The organism is Mycobacterium sp. 050134, from assembly GCF_036409085.1.
In the GTDB taxonomy this organism is placed as follows: domain Bacteria; phylum Actinomycetota; class Actinomycetes; order Mycobacteriales; family Mycobacteriaceae; genus Mycobacterium.
Genome location: NZ_JAZGLV010000009.1, coordinates 42,071 through 58,574 on the forward strand (window position 1 = coordinate 42,071; position 16,504 = coordinate 58,574).

General features: G+C 70.1%; 13 protein-coding genes. 4 read left to right on the forward strand and 9 right to left on the reverse strand.

The genetic code is table 11. The annotated features are described in order from the left end of the window. Positions 1-90: 90 nt before the first annotated feature. From SKC42_RS12405 to SKC42_RS12430, 6 genes are all read right to left on the reverse strand, one after another. Positions 91-1,326 (reverse strand): osmoprotectant NAGGN system M42 family peptidase, encoded by a 1,236-nt coding sequence (locus tag SKC42_RS12405; RefSeq protein ID WP_330964600.1) that lies wholly within the window; start codon positions 1,324-1,326, stop codon positions 91-93. Positions 1,327-1,439: 113 nt separating this feature from the next. Further along, entirely contained in the window at positions 1,440-2,231 is a 792-nt protein-coding gene (locus SKC42_RS12410) for a hypothetical protein (protein WP_330964601.1), read from the reverse strand. Between the two features lie 136 nt (positions 2,232-2,367). Next, entirely contained in the window at positions 2,368-3,102 is a 735-nt protein-coding gene (locus SKC42_RS12415) for a sulfite exporter TauE/SafE family protein (RefSeq protein WP_330964788.1), read from the reverse strand. Positions 3,103-3,150: 48 nt separating this feature from the next. Next, positions 3,151-4,194 (reverse strand): zinc-binding dehydrogenase, encoded by a 1,044-nt coding sequence (locus SKC42_RS12420; RefSeq protein WP_330964602.1) that lies wholly within the window; start codon positions 4,192-4,194, stop codon positions 3,151-3,153. Then, positions 4,191-4,895 carry a phosphonatase-like hydrolase gene (locus tag SKC42_RS12425; RefSeq protein ID WP_330964603.1) on the reverse strand — a complete coding sequence of 235 codons (705 nt, stop codon included), beginning with the start codon at positions 4,893-4,895 and terminating at the stop codon, positions 4,191-4,193. The genes SKC42_RS12420 and SKC42_RS12425 overlap by 4 nt, the downstream gene beginning before the upstream one ends. An 11-nt stretch (positions 4,896-4,906) precedes the next feature. Next, positions 4,907-5,650: a GntR family transcriptional regulator gene (locus tag SKC42_RS12430; protein ID WP_330964604.1), complete on the reverse strand. Its 744-nt coding sequence runs from the start codon at positions 5,648-5,650 to the stop codon at positions 4,907-4,909. A gap of 220 nt (positions 5,651-5,870) precedes the next feature. Between SKC42_RS12430 and SKC42_RS12435 the strand changes: the two genes are divergently transcribed. The 3 genes from SKC42_RS12435 to SKC42_RS12445 all read left to right on the forward strand — a co-directional run bounded on the left by SKC42_RS12435 (position 5,871) and on the right by SKC42_RS12445 (position 8,764). Further along, positions 5,871-7,304 (forward strand): MFS transporter, encoded by a 1,434-nt coding sequence (locus SKC42_RS12435; RefSeq protein ID WP_330964605.1) that lies wholly within the window; start codon positions 5,871-5,873, stop codon positions 7,302-7,304. 455 nt (positions 7,305-7,759) lie between these two features. Next, positions 7,760-8,173 (forward strand): TA system antitoxin ParD family protein, encoded by a 414-nt coding sequence (locus SKC42_RS12440; protein WP_330964606.1) that lies wholly within the window; start codon positions 7,760-7,762, stop codon positions 8,171-8,173. 12 nt (positions 8,174-8,185) lie between these two features. Then, a complete protein-coding gene (locus SKC42_RS12445; protein ID WP_330964607.1) occupies positions 8,186-8,764 on the forward strand; it encodes a zeta toxin family protein in 579 nt (192 codons plus the stop codon). A 2-nt stretch (positions 8,765-8,766) separates the two neighbouring features. Here the strand turns inward: SKC42_RS12445 and SKC42_RS12450 are convergent, their stop codons facing one another. From SKC42_RS12450 to hrpA, 3 genes are all read right to left on the reverse strand, one after another. Further along, positions 8,767-10,230, reverse strand: a complete 1,464-nt coding sequence (locus SKC42_RS12450; RefSeq protein ID WP_442932110.1) for an FAD-dependent monooxygenase — start codon at positions 10,228-10,230, stop codon at positions 8,767-8,769. 130 nt (positions 10,231-10,360) lie between these two features. Then, entirely contained in the window at positions 10,361-11,242 is an 882-nt protein-coding gene (locus SKC42_RS12455) for an HpcH/HpaI aldolase/citrate lyase family protein (RefSeq protein WP_330964609.1), read from the reverse strand. A 44-nt stretch (positions 11,243-11,286) separates the two neighbouring features. Then, positions 11,287-15,210 carry an ATP-dependent RNA helicase HrpA gene (gene hrpA, locus SKC42_RS12460; RefSeq protein ID WP_330964789.1) on the reverse strand — a complete coding sequence of 1,308 codons (3,924 nt, stop codon included), beginning with the start codon at positions 15,208-15,210 and terminating at the stop codon, positions 11,287-11,289. 114 nt (positions 15,211-15,324) lie between these two features. Between hrpA and SKC42_RS12465 the strand changes: the two genes are divergently transcribed. Next, a complete protein-coding gene (locus SKC42_RS12465) occupies positions 15,325-16,377 on the forward strand; it encodes a diguanylate cyclase (RefSeq protein ID WP_442932111.1) in 1,053 nt (350 codons plus the stop codon). The last annotated feature ends 127 nt before the right edge of the window (positions 16,378-16,504 follow it).

Consider the following 16,504-nt stretch of genomic DNA (forward strand, 5'->3'; position numbering starts at 1 on the left):
CGCAGGCTCGACGGCCGAAGGCTCCCATCGGCCGGGTTGGTGATACCCACGTGCGCCCGGCCGAATGGGCGAGGCCACGAGCGCTGCGCATCAGGCGTGCGGCCCCTCCGAGGGCGGCCAGTGCGAACCGGGCGATGCGTCGCCGGGTTCGGCGTGTTCGCCGCGGGCCAGGGGCACCCACTTCTCTGTCGGGGCGGGCTGCTTCGAAGACGGAAAATCGCGAAGCTTGCCCGTCGGCTTGGCGTCCCACTTGGCGAACGTCAGCGGCGTCTGCAGCCACGAAAGCAGCAGGCAGTAGACCGATTCCAGCGACTGAATGTGCGTGCGCTCCCAGCCGTGACTGCCGTCGACGCCGAACCCGACGAGCGCGGCCCGGGTGCCGGCACCGGCCTCGATCGCCGCAGCGGCGTCGGACCGGTAGTAGCGAAACACGTCCCTCGCGCACGCGATGCCGCGTTCGTCGGCGAGCTTGCAGAGTTTCCGGGTCAGGTGATAGTCGAAGGCGCCGTGCATGTCCGCCATCGGGATCGTCACGCCGTCCTCGATGGAGTGCTGGCCGGGCGCGCACACCGCGTTGTCCACCGAGACCAACTCGGCAACGTCGGCGGGCAGGCCGTGGCTGGCCCCGTGCCCGACCTCCTCGGTGATGGTGACCATGACGATGGTGCGGTGCGGCAACACCACTTTGTTCTCGGCGATGTTCTTGGCCAGCGCCAAGGCGACCGCGACGCCGGCCTTTCCGTCGAGGTGGCGGGAAACGATGAAGCCGTCGGCGGTCAGCTCCGGGCTCGCGATCAACGCGACGAAGTCGCCGATGTTGAGGCCGAGGCGGACCAGGTCGTCGCGGGTCGAGACCTTGCGGTCGACACGGACCTCGACATGCTCCCAGTCGGTCGGCTGGGTGTCGATCTCGTCGCCGAACGCGTGCCCACTGGCCTTGATCGGCAGGATCGTGCCAGTGATGAACTCGTCCGGGTCGTCGGAGAAGATCCGGACGCGGGCGCCGGCGGCGAACCGGGCCGAGAAGGTCCCGACCGGAATGATCTCCAGGCGGCCGTTGTCCTTCAGCCCCCGGACCATGCAGCCGATGGTGTCCGCGTGCACGATCAGTGCGCGGTCGGTGGTGGCCGACTCACCCGGCAGTTCGGCGGTCAGCGCCCCCCGACGGGTCAGCGAGAACCGCACCCCGAGGTCGTCGAAGATGTCGCCGATCGCCTGCATCACCGCGTCCGTGCGTCCCGAGGGGCTCGGGGTCTGGAGCAGCGCGAGCAAGGTGTCGATCATCCACACCCGGTCGGCCTCGGCCATGGCCGCGGTTTGGCGCAACGGTGTCTCCCTTCCCGGTCGGATCGGACCGCGTTCAACCTACCGAAAAGTCGGCCGGGCTCGACCGGACCGGGGTGCAGCGAGCCGGCGGGTGACCGGTCCGGAGACGCGCGTCACAGCTCGTCGATGATCTGCTCCCGCTTGCGGGCGTATTCGGCCTCCGTGACCGCGCCGGTGGCCCGCAGCGTCTCCAGCTCCTGGAGCCGTTCGGCGGTCGACGGCCGCGGGAACGAGGCCTCCGCCGGGTCGGACGAACTGTCCGGGTCGGAAGGATCCGCCGGGTCGGAAGCCTCCTCGGCGTCAGCCCCGACGCCGACGACGCGGACATGGCCGGCGGCGTCGAGAGCGTCGATGAGCTGCTGGCTCGGGGCGTCCTTGGCGACCATGAAGTCCGTCGGCAAGCCCGGCTGACCGGCCTCGGCGGCGGCCCGCACGCCGGCCTGCAGGTACGGATTGCTGGTCGCCTCGATCGGCACCCAGAGCACCAGCAGCTGACGGTCGTCGGGCACGCCCCGCGACACGTTCCACTCCGGGGTGGCGGTGCGAGCCTTGAAGTCCGCCCTGTCCCAGGACCTCAGCACCCGGCCGGCGACGAGGTCCTTGCGGTTGTGCTTGTCCTCGATCACGTGGACCTGGTCCGTCGTGACGGCGAGCACGAAAGTCTCGGGCAGGCCGCCCGTCTCCATCTGCTTCAGCATTCCACCCAGGTTCCCCAGCGTCGGGGCGCGGCCGAAGAACTTCGCCACGCCGCGAGTGAACCGACCCACGCCGGCGGCCTCGGCCACCATGTCCGTCGACGCGTGCTCGCAGCGCGTCGCCGCCTCGACGGGCTCCGACAGCACCGCTGCCGCAACCGTCGCGGCCTGCTGGTTCATCTGCAGTTCGCGCTCGGACAAAGGCTTCATGCATACCGCCACTTGAAGATTCCGCGTTGACCAAACGAGTTTGCCATGAAATTACCGGCCGCCGATCTCGGCACGCTGTGTCCGTGGGCGCTTCGCGTCGGCGAGGATTGTGCGCCAACCGATCCGACCTGACACGTCATCGTGACGAACCCAGCGTGGTGACAAACAGGCCCACGCCTGCGACCAGGAGCACGAGGTCGATGAGCAGGCCGTAGGTGCGGGCGTGGAGGCGGCGCACGAGTGGCCGCGCCAGGAATGGCCCGATCATCAGCGCGGCCCCGATCGCGACGCCGCGGACCAGGACGGAGTGGTTCAGCGCGCCGAATTGGCCGAAGGTGGCCATCTTGGCCAGATAGAGCACCATGGCGCTGGCGGCCTCGGTCCCCAAAAACGAGCCACCGGTCAGTCCGTAGCCGGTGAACACTGGCACGCTGAGGGGGCCGGTGGACAGGATCAATCCCGTCAGGAATCCGACGACGCCGCCCGCACCGCCGAGTTGCCACAGCCGCAAGCGCCATTGACGCACGGCAATGACTCGCCGTATCGGGATCATCAGCAGGAAGAACCCGCCGAGCACGTTCTCCACGACGGCCTGGGGAATGGTGAGCAGGGTATGCGCCCCGAGTACTGCGGCGGGCATACCGGGAACGGCGTAGGCCAGCACCGGTCTCCAGCGAATGTGCTTCCACCAGGCCGCGACTCGGCCCACGTTCGCCATGACGGCGGCGACGGCCATGATCGGCACGGCGACGCGCGGGCCGTACATCGTGACCAGCACCGGCAGCAGCACAAGCGACGACCCGGTGCCGACGAGTCCCCCGAGCGCGCCGGCGGCCAGGGCGATGAGGAACAGCGACGCGTAGGCGAGCATCATGTGGTCTCCCGATGCGGGCCGGGTTTCACCGGGCTCGGTGCGTGTTCAAGGCGCGATCGAGTCGCGCGGCATCGGTCCGCCTGACGCCGTCAGCAGGTTCGCGATGGCGTCGAGGCGGTGCGGCGGGGCGACGAGTTGCGGCCAGGGAAACCGCTCGCCCGTCTGGCGCAGGAAGTCCAGCGCGGCGCTGAGATGGCGCGGCTCGTAGTTGTGCACCCCGGCGATGCACAGTTGACGGCGCACCACCCGCTCCGGGTCCACGCTGATCGGGGCGTCGGGCGCCACGGAGCCGGCGAGCACGGCGACCCCCTGGACGTCGAGCGCGCGTATCCCGGCTTGCAGTGTCGCCGACGAGCCGGAGAATTCCAGCAGCACGTCGCACTCGGCCTCTTCGGGGACCGACGGTTGTACCGAGGTCGCGCCGAAGCGTCGAGCCAGTTCGCGTCTGGCCGGCGCCGGGTCCACGGCCAGCACCGAGGCGGCTCCGGCGCAGGCCGCCGCGGCCACCGCGCCGAGGCCCAGCATCCCCGCACCCACGACCACCACCCGCCGGCCGGACATCGCGCCCGCACGCTCGGCGACCGCCATGACCGTGGCGGTCGCGCACGCCGCCGGCGCCGCGACCGCGTCGGGCAGCTCGTCACCGACGATCGCGATCGGCAAACCGTTCGGCAGGAGCACGTGTTGGGCGTAGCCACCGGAAAGCGGCCATCCGGAATCGAGTGGTTCGTGCCCGGCCTTGCGCACGGTGCGGCACTTCGCCGTCACGCCGGCACGGCACCGGTCGCACGCGCCGCACGGCAGCGTGACCGACCAGATGACGCGCTGCCCCGCCCGCACCGGCCGGCCGTCGACCGCCCGGCGGTCGCCCTCCCCCACCGAGACGATCTCACCGACAGTTTCGTGGCCGAGGATCGACGGACAGGGCTGGCCGCGGCGTCCGCTGACGGTGTGACGGTCGCTGCCGCAGACGGTGGCCAGTCGCACGCGCACCAACACCTCGCCCGGACCCAGCGGCGGCACGGGGATCGGTTGCACGGCGATGTCATGGCCTCCACGCCAGACGGCGGCGAGGGTCCATGCGGTCACGAGTTGCTCAGTGCGCCAACGGGTGCGCCGACGAGAGCCGGCAGGTCCGCCACCGAGGGCAACAGGTGAGTGTGCCTTTGGGTCCCGAGTTCCTCGGCCGTGCCGGCGCCGGAGAGCACCCCGACGACGAAGGCCGCGCCGGCGTTTGTGCCGGCCTCGAGGTCGCGCGGAGTGTCTCCGGCGACGAGAACCCGCGCGACGTCGGTGACCCCGAGGCGTTCCATCGCCCGGAAGATCATGAAGGGGGCGGGTCGCCCGGCCGGCACATCGGTGCCGCACACGACCGCGTCCACAACCGAATCGCCTTGCCAGTCGAGCGCTTTGAGCAACGATTCGGCGATCTCGCGGTCGAAGCCGGTGTTGAGTGCGACCCGAATTCCGGCCCTGCGCAGGTCGGCCAGGGCCTCGGGCACGCCGGGCAGGGGTACCGGCGCGGCGGCGGCGTAGGCCGCCGTCACCCGCGCGTGGAAGTCGGCGACGACGGCCCGCAGCCGCAGGGCGTCCGGCGGGTCACCGCCGGGCGGGGTGAGCAACGCCCGCAGGGCTTCGTGCTTGGCCGCGCCGTGCCAGCGCGCGATGTCGTCGGGGGTGGGCGTGCCACCGTGGGCGGCCGCGGTCTCGGCGAGTACCCGGTACACCTGTTGACCGTCGTCGATGGTGGTGCCCGCCATGTCCAGGACCACGAGTTCGGGTGCGATCATGCGATCCTCCATCAGGGCTTGGCGTTGCGGGCCAAGGCGCAGCGCGCGTCGAGGGTGTTTTCGAGCGTGAAACTGACCAGCCCCGGCAGATAGCGGTCGTCGTGGTATTCGATGACTTCGCCATCGGCGCTGCGGGTGCGGCGTTGTTGGCGCAGCAACGGCGCGCCCTCGGTGACGTTGAGGTTCACCGCGTCGACCGGGTCGGCGGCGATCGCATCGATGACGTGCGAGGCCGTGTGGAACTGGACGCCGCGCGAGAGCAGATACGCCCACAACGACCCTGAGTCGCAATCGAAGTCGAACAGTCGACGTCCGACGTGTTCGACGAAGGTTGCGCGCTCGAGCATGGCCGGCTCGCCGTCGAGGAGCCGTAACCGCAGCATCTGCACCACCGGCACGCCCTCGTCGACTCCGAGTTCGGCCGCCGCGGCGTCGTCGGCCCGGCGCAGCGCCAGCTCCAGGGTGCGCTGTCCGGGCGTGCGACCGATCGAATGGGCCCAGGCCGAATACGAGAGCAGGGTGTCGAACGGCTGGCCGATCGACGACGAGCACACCACCGGCGGCTTTCCACGCCCACCGGCGATGATCCCCTCCGCGCGCAGCGCCGCGAGCGCCTGGCGCACCGGTCCGCGTGAGGCGTTCCAGCGGTCGCACAGCTGCGATTCCGACGGCAGTGCGTCGCCGAGCGCGAGTTCCCCCCGCTGGATCTGTTCGCGCAGGCTGTCGGCGATCATCTCGTGCAACGCCACGGTCATAGACTTGACTATACATGTTTGGGCTGGTCGCGAAAGTTGTATCTCTGACCAAATAGACCGCTGGTTAATGGATTCTGAAATCTGCTTCATATCGGGCCGAGGAGTTGACATGCCGCGTCCGAATGCATGACGGTACTTCTCATGACAAGTTGGCGCGGACGCCGATCTTGGCCCTCGCCCTGACCGCGTCGCATATGCCCACCTCTGTCCGGAGGACTCGATGACCACAGCCGCGGAAGCCGGTGTCGCGAAGTCGATCGACGACGCGAAACTCGGTGTCTTTCACTTCAAGGCGGCGGCGACCGCGGGCGCCGGGTTCTTCACCGACTCCTACGACCTGAACGTGATCGGCACGGTTACGCTGTTGGCCACCAAAGAGTTTCACCTTAACGGCGGCCAGATATCCATGCTGACGAGTTCGACGCTGCTCGCGGTCGCTCTGGGCGCCATCCTCTTCGGGCGGCTCGGCGATGTGTTCGGGCGCCGCCGGGTGTACGGCCTGGAGGCGGTGTTGATGATGACCGGCGCGCTCGTCTCCGCGCTGGCGCCGAATTTCACGATGCTCGTGGTCGGCCGGCTGATCCTCGGGCTGGGCATCGGCGGTGACTACCCCGCCAGCGGGGTGATCATGACGGAGTACGCCAACCGCCGAAATCGCGGCCGGCTGGTCGGACTGACCTTCATCTTCTACGTCTTCGGTCAGGTGTGCGCCTACGTGGTCAGCTTGTTGATCCTCGCCGTGGGCATTCCCGACGGGATGGCGTGGCGGCTGATCCTGGGGTTGGGCGTGCTGCCGTCGCTCCTGGTGCTTTACCAGCGCAGGCACATGCCCGAGTCGCCGCGCTGGACCGCCGAGCGAGGCGATGAGAGGCAAGCGCGCGAGGACTTCGAGTCGTTCTCGGCGCAGTCGCGCAACTCCGCGTTCTCCGCCCCCTCGCCATTGCGTGCGCAGCGCGTCGGCATCCGGTCGGTCCTCGCCAGCCGGCGCGTCTTGATCACCCTCGTGGGCACCGCGGGCAGCTGGTTCTTCTTCAACGTGGCGGTGTACGGCAATGCGGTGAGCCAGCCGCTGTTGATCAAGAGCATCGCGCCGCACGGCACCGTGCTCTCGAACATCGCGCTCAACGCCGTGCTGGTGGTCTGCTTCAGCCTCGGCGGTGGCATCGCGGGTCTGCTCGTCCTGGACCGGATGCCGCGGCGGCGGCTGCAGATCGTGGGGTTCGCCGTGTGCGCCGCGGCGATGTTGGTCATCGGCGTGGTGCCGGGTCTCAGTGCCAGCGTGGTTCCGTTCGCGTTCGTCTTCGGCGTCTCGCTGTTCGGAATCGCGTTCGGTCCCAACTACACCACCATGCTGCTGGCGGCGGAGTCCTATCCGACCTCGATCCGCAGCACCTGCCACGGGGTCTCGGCCGGCGTTGCCAAGGTGGGCGCCTTCCTCGGCGCACTGATCGTGCCGCTGCTGCTCACCGGTGCGGGGCTGCGCTCGGTGATGTTCGTGGCGTTTTGTTGCTACGCCGCCGCCATCGCCGCGACGCTGCTGTTGCGGGAACCGAACGGCCTCCCGCTCGACGAAGTCAGTCAGGACATTCGGTTCGGCGCTCCCGCGCGACCGAGCGGATCGGCGACGTCGCTGCCGCAACCCCTTCAGGCCTGACCCGCCGGGGACCGGGCACGCTCGCCTCGGGGTCGGATGCGGTCCGCGATTTCGACATTCGCCAGTTCAGCCCAAAAATAAGAAAAATAAGATCTGAATGTGCTAATAGTAAGAGCGGTCGATTTGTGCGCGGTTCAGCCGGTGCGGGGAGACTTCGGTGGAGGCGTTCGACGTCGTGGTGGTCGGGGCGCGGTGCGTCGAGTGTGTATCCAGCGCGTCGAGTGTGTATCCAGAGTGTGAAAATATCGAAAATCCCTCCCTCAAAACACAATCGACGCCCTAAATACACACTCGGCTGCCGGACGCTTGGCCGACAGGCCTCGACGTCGTAGCGGCCGACTCCTCGACGCCGACGGCGAATGGCGCGGCCCCATTCGCATCCGCGCCACCGCCGAATCGCCCGAGGCGTAGCGGGACGCTACAATCGTTACAAAATGCTACGGAAGCGAGAAGTGATGGCCGACACCGCCGCGGGTCGCGTGACCCGCTTCGCCGCCGACCTGGTGGACAGCGCAGCCGCCGAAGGTGCCCGGCAGAGCCGCTCCGCCAAGCAGCAACTCGACCATTGGGCGCGCGTGGGTCGCGCGGTCTCCAGCCAGCACACGGCCGCGCGCCGGCGGGTCGAGGCCGCGCTGGCCGGCGATCTCGAGCTGCGCGAACTCAGCGTCGAAGAGGGTGTCGTCTTCAACGCCGAGATCGCCGCGGCTGTCGAGGAAAGCCTCGCCAATACCCATTACGGCGATCGGCTCGCCCAGCGCGGGATCGCGACCGTGGCGCTCAACGACGCCGGGCAGATTGTCGAATACCGCCCCGACGGACGTTCGGTCGTGGTGGCCGCCGGCAGACGGCGCACCCGCCGCGGAAAGTAACGCCACCGGCCGATGAACCGGCTGGACTTGGTCGTCGGGCCCAACGGCGCCGGCAAATCCACCTTCGTCGAATTCACGCTCGCGCCCCTGCTGCCGGGAAGCGCCTTCGTCAACGCCGACGAGATCGCCAAACTCCGCTGGCCGGACGATCCGGCCGCGCATGCCTACGAAGCGGCCCGGGTGGCGGCCGAAACCCGTTCCCGGCTCATCGAACTGCGCCGCTCCTTCATCGCCGAAACCGTGTTCTCCCATCCCTCCAAGCTCGAGCTGATCGACACCGCACGCGCGGCCGGCTACACCGTGGTGCTGCATGTCTTGATCATCCCCGAAGAACTGGCCGTGCAACGGGTCAAGCACCGCGTCGCCGCCGGCGGGCACGACGTGCCCGAGGAGAAAATCCGGCAACGGTTCCAACGTCTTTGGGCGCTGGCGGTCGCCGCGATGCACCGCTGCGACTCGGCCACCGTGTACGACAACAGCGCGCTGAAAGGGCCCCGCATCGTCGCCCAGCTCAGTGGCGGCGAATTGATCGGCGCCGCAAGGTGGCCGGCGTGGGCCCCGCGCGAATTGTCGTCACGGTGGCCGGCGTGACGCTAGGCCGGCCCGAACCACATCGCCAGGGCGTCATGCAGGCCCGGGGCGTCGGCCTGCCCCGCCCAGGCCACGTGTCCGTCGGGCCGGATCAAGACGGCCGCGGGGGACGGCACCGCGCCGACCGCCGGAAGCTCCCACGGGCCCGCGTATTTGGCCTCGACCGATTTGACACGGTTCGACCAACGGCCGATGCCCACGGCGCCCGGCCCGCCCAGGTTGAGCAGCACCGGCCGCGCGTCATGCAGCAGGCTGAACACCCGACCTCCCCCGCCGGTAAGACTCAGATCGGGCATGCGGCGCCCGAGTAGCGGGTGCCCCTCCCCGAGGTCGTAGCGGATGTCCAGCCCGGACATCATCGCGGCGAATCGCTTGCGCGGCTCCTCCATCGCCAGCACGTCGAACATGGTGTCGCGCAACGCTTTGGTGCGGTCATCGGGGCGAAGAAGCGCCATCTGCGCCATCGCGTTGCGCAGCACCCGAGCCCCGACGGGATGGCGCTCGGCGTGATAGGTGTCCAGGAGGCCGTCGGGTGCCGTCCCTTTCACCACCTGCGCCAGCTTCCAGCCCAGGTTCACTGCGTCCTGCACGCCGGTGTTGAGGCCCTGGCCGCCCACCGGATGGTGGATGTGCGCGGCGTCCCCGGCCAACAGCACCCGCCGGTCGCGATAGGCCGCGGCCTGCCGCGCCGCATCGGTGAAGCGGGAAATCCACGCGGGACTGTGGACCCCGAAATCGGAACCGTAGACGGCGGCCAGCGCCTCGCTCAACTCTCCAAGTGTCGCGTCGCCGGCCGGTCCGACCCGCCGCTCGGTGACCATCACCCGAACCGGTCCCCCGCCGTCCGGCTCGCTCAGGGCATGCACACCGAGCGCGTCATGGCGGATACCCCAATCCGGTGCGCCCCCCGGTTCGAAGGACATCTCCACCTCGGCCAGCAGGTAGCTCGTCGTCGGATCCCATCCCGGGAAGTCGATTCCGGCGGCCTTGCGAACCGCGCTGCGTCCGCCGTCGCACCCGACGAGGTAATCGGCACGCAGGGTTGCGCCGTCGGACCGCGTGATCCCGACTCCGTTGTCATCCTGGGCGACCCCCGACACCTCTTGCCCGCGATCGATCGGCACACCCAGCTCCGCGACCCAGTCCGCCAATACCCGCTCGATCTCGTTCTGCCACAACGCAAGGCCATAGGGATGCCGCGTGGGGAAGTCGCTGATGTCCAGCCGGATCTGCGCATAGCCCGCCACCTGGGTCACCTGCCCGCGCGCCAGGAAGCGGTCGGCGATCCCGCGTTGGTCGAGCACCTCGATGGTCCGCGCGTGCAGGCCACCCGCGCGCGAGCCGACCAACCGCTGGTCGGGCCGCCGCTCGACGACGGCGACGTCGACCCCCGCCAGCGCCAACTCCCCCGCCAGCATCAGCCCCGTGGGCCCGGCCCCGGCAATCACCACGGCGTGATCGGCCACTCGGTCTTTCCCTCGCATCCGCAACCCCCGTTCGGCGAATTATGCGTTCGGCCAGCGATTTTGCGGCATCACCCGGGCCTTGCGGCAAGCCCCCCTATCGCCTATAAGTTGAGAGTGGGAGAGGATTTTCCTAGGACGCCGTGTCCATGTCGGAGATGAGCTCGGCCAGGGTGAGGATCCGCTCGGCGTTGCGCACGTGCAGGCTCTCGATCATTCGGCCCTCGACCGTGATGACGCTGCTGCCCGCGGACTGCGCCTCCTGGTAGGCCGCCACGATCTTGCGGGCCTCCGCCAGCTCGTCGGGCGAGGGGCCGAACGCGTCGTTGGCGGGCCCGATCTGGGAAGGGTGGATCAACGTCTTGCCGTCGAAGCCCAGCTCGCGACCCTGCCGCGCCTCGGACCGGAAGCCCGCTTCGTCGGTGATGTCGTTGAACACCCCGTCCAGCACCACCTTCCCGGCCGCCCGCGCCCCCAGCACGGCCATCGCCAGCGCCGCTAGGACGGGAGCGCGGCCCGGCACATGCAGCGCGTGCAGGTCGTTCACGAGGTCGTTGGTGCCGATCACCAGGGCGGCCAGGCGGTCGCCGGCGCCGGCGATCTCCTCGGCCCGCAGGAAGGACCTGGGCGTCTCGATCATGACCCACAGCCGCAAGGATTCTGGCGCCCCGAGGGCGTCGAGTGCGGCGGTCAGCGACTGGACGTGTTCGCCGTGTTCGACCTTCGGGACGAGCACGCCGTCGGCGCCCGAACCGGCGACCGCGGCCAAGTCGTCGTCGTGCCAGTCGGTGCCCAGGCCGTTGACGCGCACCACGAGCTCCCGGGACCTGTAGCCGCCCGACGAGACGGCGTCGCACACCCTGGCCCGCGAGTCGGCCTTCGCGTCGGGACCCACGGCGTCCTCGAGGTCGAAGATCAACACGTCCGCGGACAGCGTCCGCCCCTTCTCGAGCGCGCGCGCCTTGTTGCCCGGCAGGTACAGGGCGGATCGGCGCGGGCGCAGTGTCGGGGCCATGGCCTTATCTTCTCCCAGGCCGGTCCATGTCGACGGCGCCGGGATCACCGATCGCCCGCGGCGTCGATCGCCCGGTAGATCCGCTGCTCGCTGACCGGGCGCGGGGTGCCGAGCTGCTGGGCCCACAGGCTCACCCGGAGCTCTTCGATCTGCCGGGCGATGTCGCGCACGTCGGCCGCTGCGGCCCGAGCGGCCGGAAGCGCATGCACGAGTTCGTCGTAGGCGTCCTGCACCGCGTGCACCCGCCGCATTCGCTCCCGGTCGGCCTCGATCGCGTGGGGCAGCCGCTCGAGGCGCCGGTGGATGGCGGTGAGGTAGCGGGCGAGGTCGGCGAGGTGCGCGCGGCCGGTGGCGGTGACGAAGCCGGCTGGCAGGAGCCGGTCCAGCTGGGCGCGGACGTCGGCGATCGCCTCGGCCTGCGCGGGCGGCGGCCGGGTGGGCAGCAGGACTCGGGCGTCCTGCGCGGCGGACAGTACGCGCTGCACCCGGCCGACGATGTCGACGGTCGTCGCCCGCAGCCCTTCGCCGACCCGGTCGCGCAGGGCCGCGAACTCCTCGCGCGTCCACACCGGCGCCGGCGCCAGCGCGTCCACCGCGGCGTCGGCGCAATCCTCCAGCAGGGCCACCAGCGATCCATCCGGGTTCACGCCGAGCGCCAGCCGGATGCGCGGATCAAGCTGCCGCTCAACCTCTTTCACCGGTGACGCGACACCCAGGCGCAGCAGGCGGCGCAGGCCGGGGCCCAGCGCGGCGGTCTGCTCGGCCGACGTGGCGAACACCCGCACGCCGACCGCGGAGCCCGCGTCGACGAACGCGGGAAACGCTCGCACGCTGCGCCCGTCGACCGAGCGCTCGACGAATCGCGGTAGCTCGTCCAGGTCGTCAGGCCAGCCCCGCAGCCCGCGTCGCTCCAGGCCGCCGACCGCGTCGGCCACGGCTCGGCGGGCCGGCGCGGCCAGCTGTTCCTGCAGTGCGGGCAGGTCCTTGCCGCGGGCGACCTCTCGGCCGTCGGGCGACTCGACGGCGAACGTCACCCGCAGATGCGGCGGCAGCTTGCCCAGGTCGAACGCATCGATCGGCACCAAAACTCCGGTGCGCCGGCGCAATTCACGCTGCAGCGCCGGCAGCACGGGCTCGCCGGCCGGATCGATCGCCGTCAGCACCGCCCGGGCGGTGTCGGGCGCGGGAACGAAGTTGCGGCGCAAGTCTTTCGGGAGCGAGCGGATGAGCGCGGTCACCAGCTCCTCGCGCAGCGCCGGCACCTGCCAGGCGAAGTCGTCACCGCCCAGCCGCGCCAGCACGTCGATCGGCACATGCACCGTCACACCGTCGTCGGCAGCGCCGGGCTCGAACCGGTAGGTCAGCGGCAGCGCGACGTCACCCGTCCGCCACGTGCTCGGCCGGTCCGCGTCGGCGGTGTCCGCGGTCCGCAGCAGGTCGTCACGGGTGAACGTCAGAAGGCCAGGTGTCTTGTGCCGCTGCCGTTTCCACCACGCATCGAAATGCCGCGCCGAGACGACGTTGGCGGGAATGCGGGCGTCGTAGAGCGCGTAGACGTCGTCGTCGCCGACCAGCAGGTCGCGGCGCCGCGCCCGCTCCTCGAGCTCCTCGAGTTCGGCCCGCAGCCGCGCGTTGTCGCGAAAGAAGTGATGCCGCGTCTGCCAGTCGCCCTCCACGAGCGCATGCCGGATGAACAATTCGCGCGCGAGTTCGGGCTCCACCCGGGCGTAGCCGACCCGGCGGCGCGCCACCAGCGGCAGCCCGTACAGCGTCACCCGCTCGAAGGCGACCACCTCGCCGCGCTTGGCCTCCCAGTGCGGCTCACTGTACGTGCGCTGCACCAGGTCACCGGCGACTCGCTCGACCGCCTCGGGCTGGACGCGCGCGGCGATCCGCCCGTAGAGGCGGCTGGTCTCGACTAGCTCGGCCACCACCACCCAGCGTGGCGGCTGTTTGGCGAGCGCCGAGCCCGGCGCGAGGACGAACCGCGAATTGCGCGCCCCCAGGTACTCGCGCGCGTCCTCGCGGCGCATCCCGACGTGTGAGAGCAGCCCCGCGAGCAGCGCGGCGTGGATGCGGGCGGCGTCGGCGGGCGCCCCGGCGTCGGAGGACTCGACGATGCCGAGATCCCGGGCGATGCCGCGCAGCTGTCCGACGAGGTCCTGCCACTCGCGGATGCGCAGGTAGTGCAGGAACTCCGTCCGGCACATGCGCCGGAACTGGTTGCCCGACAATTCCTTCCGCTGTTCACGCAGATAGTTCCACAGGTTGAGGTAGGACACGAAGTCGGAGTCGTCGGCGGCGAACCGGGCATGTTTCTGGCGGGCTGCCTCCTCGCGGTCGGCGGGCCGCTCGCGCGGGTCGGGAATCGTCAGCGCCGCGGCCAGCACCAGCACCTCCCGCACGCATCCCTCGGAGTCGGCCTGCAGGATCATCCGGCCCAGCCGCGGGTCCAGCGGGAGGCGCGCGAGCCGCTGGCCGAGGTCGGTGATCGCCCCCCGGGCGTCGAACGCGCCGAGTTCCTGGAGGAGCTGCACGCCGTCGCGGACGCTGCGCCGGTCCGGCGGGTCGAGGAATGGGAACTTTTCGACGTCGCCGAGCTGTAGCGCCGCCATCTGCAACAGCACCGCGGCAAGGTTCGTCCGCAGGATCTCGGGGTCGGTGTAGCGCGGGCGCGCCGCGAAGTCGTCCTCGGAGTACAGCCGGATGCACACGCCGGGCGCGAGACGGCCGCACCGGCCGGCGCGCTGCGCGGCGGACGCCTGCGAGATCGGCTCGATGGGCAACCGCTGCACCTTCAGGCGGCGGCTGAAGCGCGAGATGCGGGCCGTGCCCGGGTCCACGACGTAGCGGATGCCCGGCACGGTCAGCGACGTCTCGGCGACGTTGGTCGCCAGCACGACGCGACGCCCGGTGTGCGGCGCGAACACCTTCTGCTGCTCGGCGGTCGGCAGCCGGGCGTAGAGCGGGAGGACCTCGGTATGCCGCAGCCCCGCCAGGGCTTCGGCGGTGTCGCGGATCTCGCGCTCGCCGGACAGGAATACCAGGACGTCGCCGGGTGGCTCGGCCTCCAGCTCACCGATGGCGTCGACGATCGCTTCGACCTCGTCGCGGGTCTCGGTGCGCACGATTTCGTGGTCGGGGTCGTCCGGGTCCTCGTCGGTGCCGGCCGGGACCGGAAGTTCCAGTGGCCGGTACCGGATCTCAACGGGATACGTCCGCCCCGAGACCTCGACGATGGGTGCGCCGCCGAAGTGCGCCGCGAAGCGCTGCGGCTCGATGGTGGCGGACGTGACGATCAGCTTGAGGTCGGGGCGGCGCGGCAGCAGCTCGCGCAGGTAGCCCAGCAGGAAGTCGATGTTGAGGCTGCGCTCGTGAGCCTCGTCGAGGATGAGGGTGTCGTACCGTAACAGCCGGCGGTCACGCTGGATCTCGGCGAGCAGGATGCCGTCGGTCATGAGCTTGACCAGCGTGCGGTCGCTGACCTGGTCGGTGAATCGGACGCTGTAGCCGACGGCCTCGCCAAGCGGGCTGCCCAGTTCGTCGGCGATGCGTTGCGCGACCGTGCGGGCGGCGAGCCGCCGGGGCTGGGTGTGCCCGATGGTCCCGCGGATGCCGCGCCCGAGCTCGAGGCAGATCTTGGGCAGCTGGGTGGTCTTGCCCGACCCGGTCTCCCCCGCGACGACGATGACCTGGTTCTGCCGGAGGGCGTCGGCGATCTCGCCGCGCCGGTCGCTGACGGGCAGATCCGGGAACGCGATGGCCGGGACGGCGGCCAGGCGAGCGGCGACGAGGTCTTCGGCCTTGCTGATCTGTTCGGAGAGCTGATGCAGCTTCTCGGGCGGGGCGCCACGCAGGTTCTTCAGCCGCCGCCCGAGGCGCGCCGCGTCCCGGATGGAGAGGCCGTCCAGGCGTTTGCGCAAGTCCACTGCAGACGGTTCGGGAGACGGTTCGGCCACTCGGGCCAGGATAGGCCAGGACAGGCGGGGGTCCCGGCGCGTCAAGGCCACGATGCGCTCCCGGGCCGCTGATGCCAGAATGGCCGCACCCCGGATCAGAGTGCACAAACAGGAGTTGACGGGATGGGTCTCACCCACGCCGGCCCCCTCGGCGGCCGGGTCGCTCGCCGAAATCGCGTGCCGCTGCGCACCGATGCGGGCACCGTCTTCTACCGCAGGCAGCAGGTTCGGTTGCTCCGGATCTACTTCGCTGCCACCACGTTCCTCTACCTCTACGGTGTGATCTTCACCTTGTTCCCGGTCCGCAAGGGCTTGACGCTGTCGAATCCAGTCGGCGGCATCGTGGCAATCGGCCTCGGCGCCGCGGCGTTAGCCCTGCTGGCCGTCCGGCCCTCCGGACCTGGGCCGGCAACGGCCGCGGCGATCGTGGCCACACCCGTTGTGATGGCGTTCCACCGCGCGGCCGCCGCCGAATTCGTGTGCCTGATCGGCCCGATGTTCCTGGCCATGTATCTTCGTGCGTTCTATCCGCCGCGCCGCGGCGTGGCCCTGGTCGCCGTGCTCACCGGGGCCTGTGCGATCGCGCTTTGGATCGCCCCCGCCCCGAAACTGTCCATCGACTACGCCATATTTGTCATCGCTATCGTCGGAGCCGCCGAGTCGTTCGGGCTCCTGATGCGGGCGCTGGTCACGGCGGCGTGCACCGATCCGCTCACGAGCCTGCCCAACCGTGCCGGCTGGGAGATGGCCACGGCGGACCTGCTGACGCGATCACGTTCGGCTGCATGTCTTATCACCGTGCTGGCCCTCGACATCGACAACTTCAAACAGATCAACGACACCAAGGGGCATTTCGCCGGGGATCAGCATCTGATCGGCCGGGCGAACATCTGGCGAGAAGCATTGCCGCCCAGAGCGGTTTTGGCCAGACTCGGAGGCGACGAGTTCGCCGTATGCGTCGTCGAACGCTCCGATGCGGCGCCGGTGGCCACGGAGCGGTTTATCACCGCCGTCCGGACTCGCACACCCGGCACGAGCATCGGGCGCGCGTCGTGCGGCGGCGAGAGCGCCGACATCGCCACCCTGCACGCGGACGCCGACGTCGATCTCTACGCCACCAAGCGCAGGCGCTTACGCCAGACCCGCGGCCCAGACGACCCAGGGCGCCGCCCGTAGCACCCGGCGCAGCCTTCTGATGGCGCGCGGCCCGCCTTTCGGCCGTATGCTGTGCCGGATTAGCAAGAGCACGGCAGGGTATTGGATAGCCACCGCCTCGCGCCGACGGGAGGCGCTATCCGACGAT

Coding starts and splice junctions, on each gene's coding strand:
- SKC42_RS12410 (WP_330964601.1), bottom strand. CDS start 2,231: ATGAAGCCTTTGTCCGAGCGCGAACTGCAGATGAACCAGCAGGCCGCG.
- SKC42_RS12415 (WP_330964788.1), bottom strand. CDS start 3,102: ATGCTCGCCTACGCGTCGCTGTTCCTCATCGCCCTGGCCGCCGGCGCG.
- SKC42_RS12425 (WP_330964603.1), bottom strand. CDS start 4,895: ATGATCGCACCCGAACTCGTGGTCCTGGACATGGCGGGCACCACCATC.
- SKC42_RS12430 (WP_330964604.1), bottom strand. CDS start 5,650: ATGACCGTGGCGTTGCACGAGATGATCGCCGACAGCCTGCGCGAACAG.
- SKC42_RS12435 (WP_330964605.1), top strand. CDS start 5,871: ATGACCACAGCCGCGGAAGCCGGTGTCGCGAAGTCGATCGACGACGCG.
- SKC42_RS12440 (WP_330964606.1), top strand. CDS start 7,760: ATGGCCGACACCGCCGCGGGTCGCGTGACCCGCTTCGCCGCCGACCTG.
- SKC42_RS12445 (WP_330964607.1), top strand. CDS start 8,186: ATGAACCGGCTGGACTTGGTCGTCGGGCCCAACGGCGCCGGCAAATCC.
- SKC42_RS12455 (WP_330964609.1), bottom strand. CDS start 11,242: ATGGCCCCGACACTGCGCCCGCGCCGATCCGCCCTGTACCTGCCGGGC.
- SKC42_RS12465 (WP_442932111.1), top strand. CDS start 15,325: ATGGGTCTCACCCACGCCGGCCCCCTCGGCGGCCGGGTCGCTCGCCGA.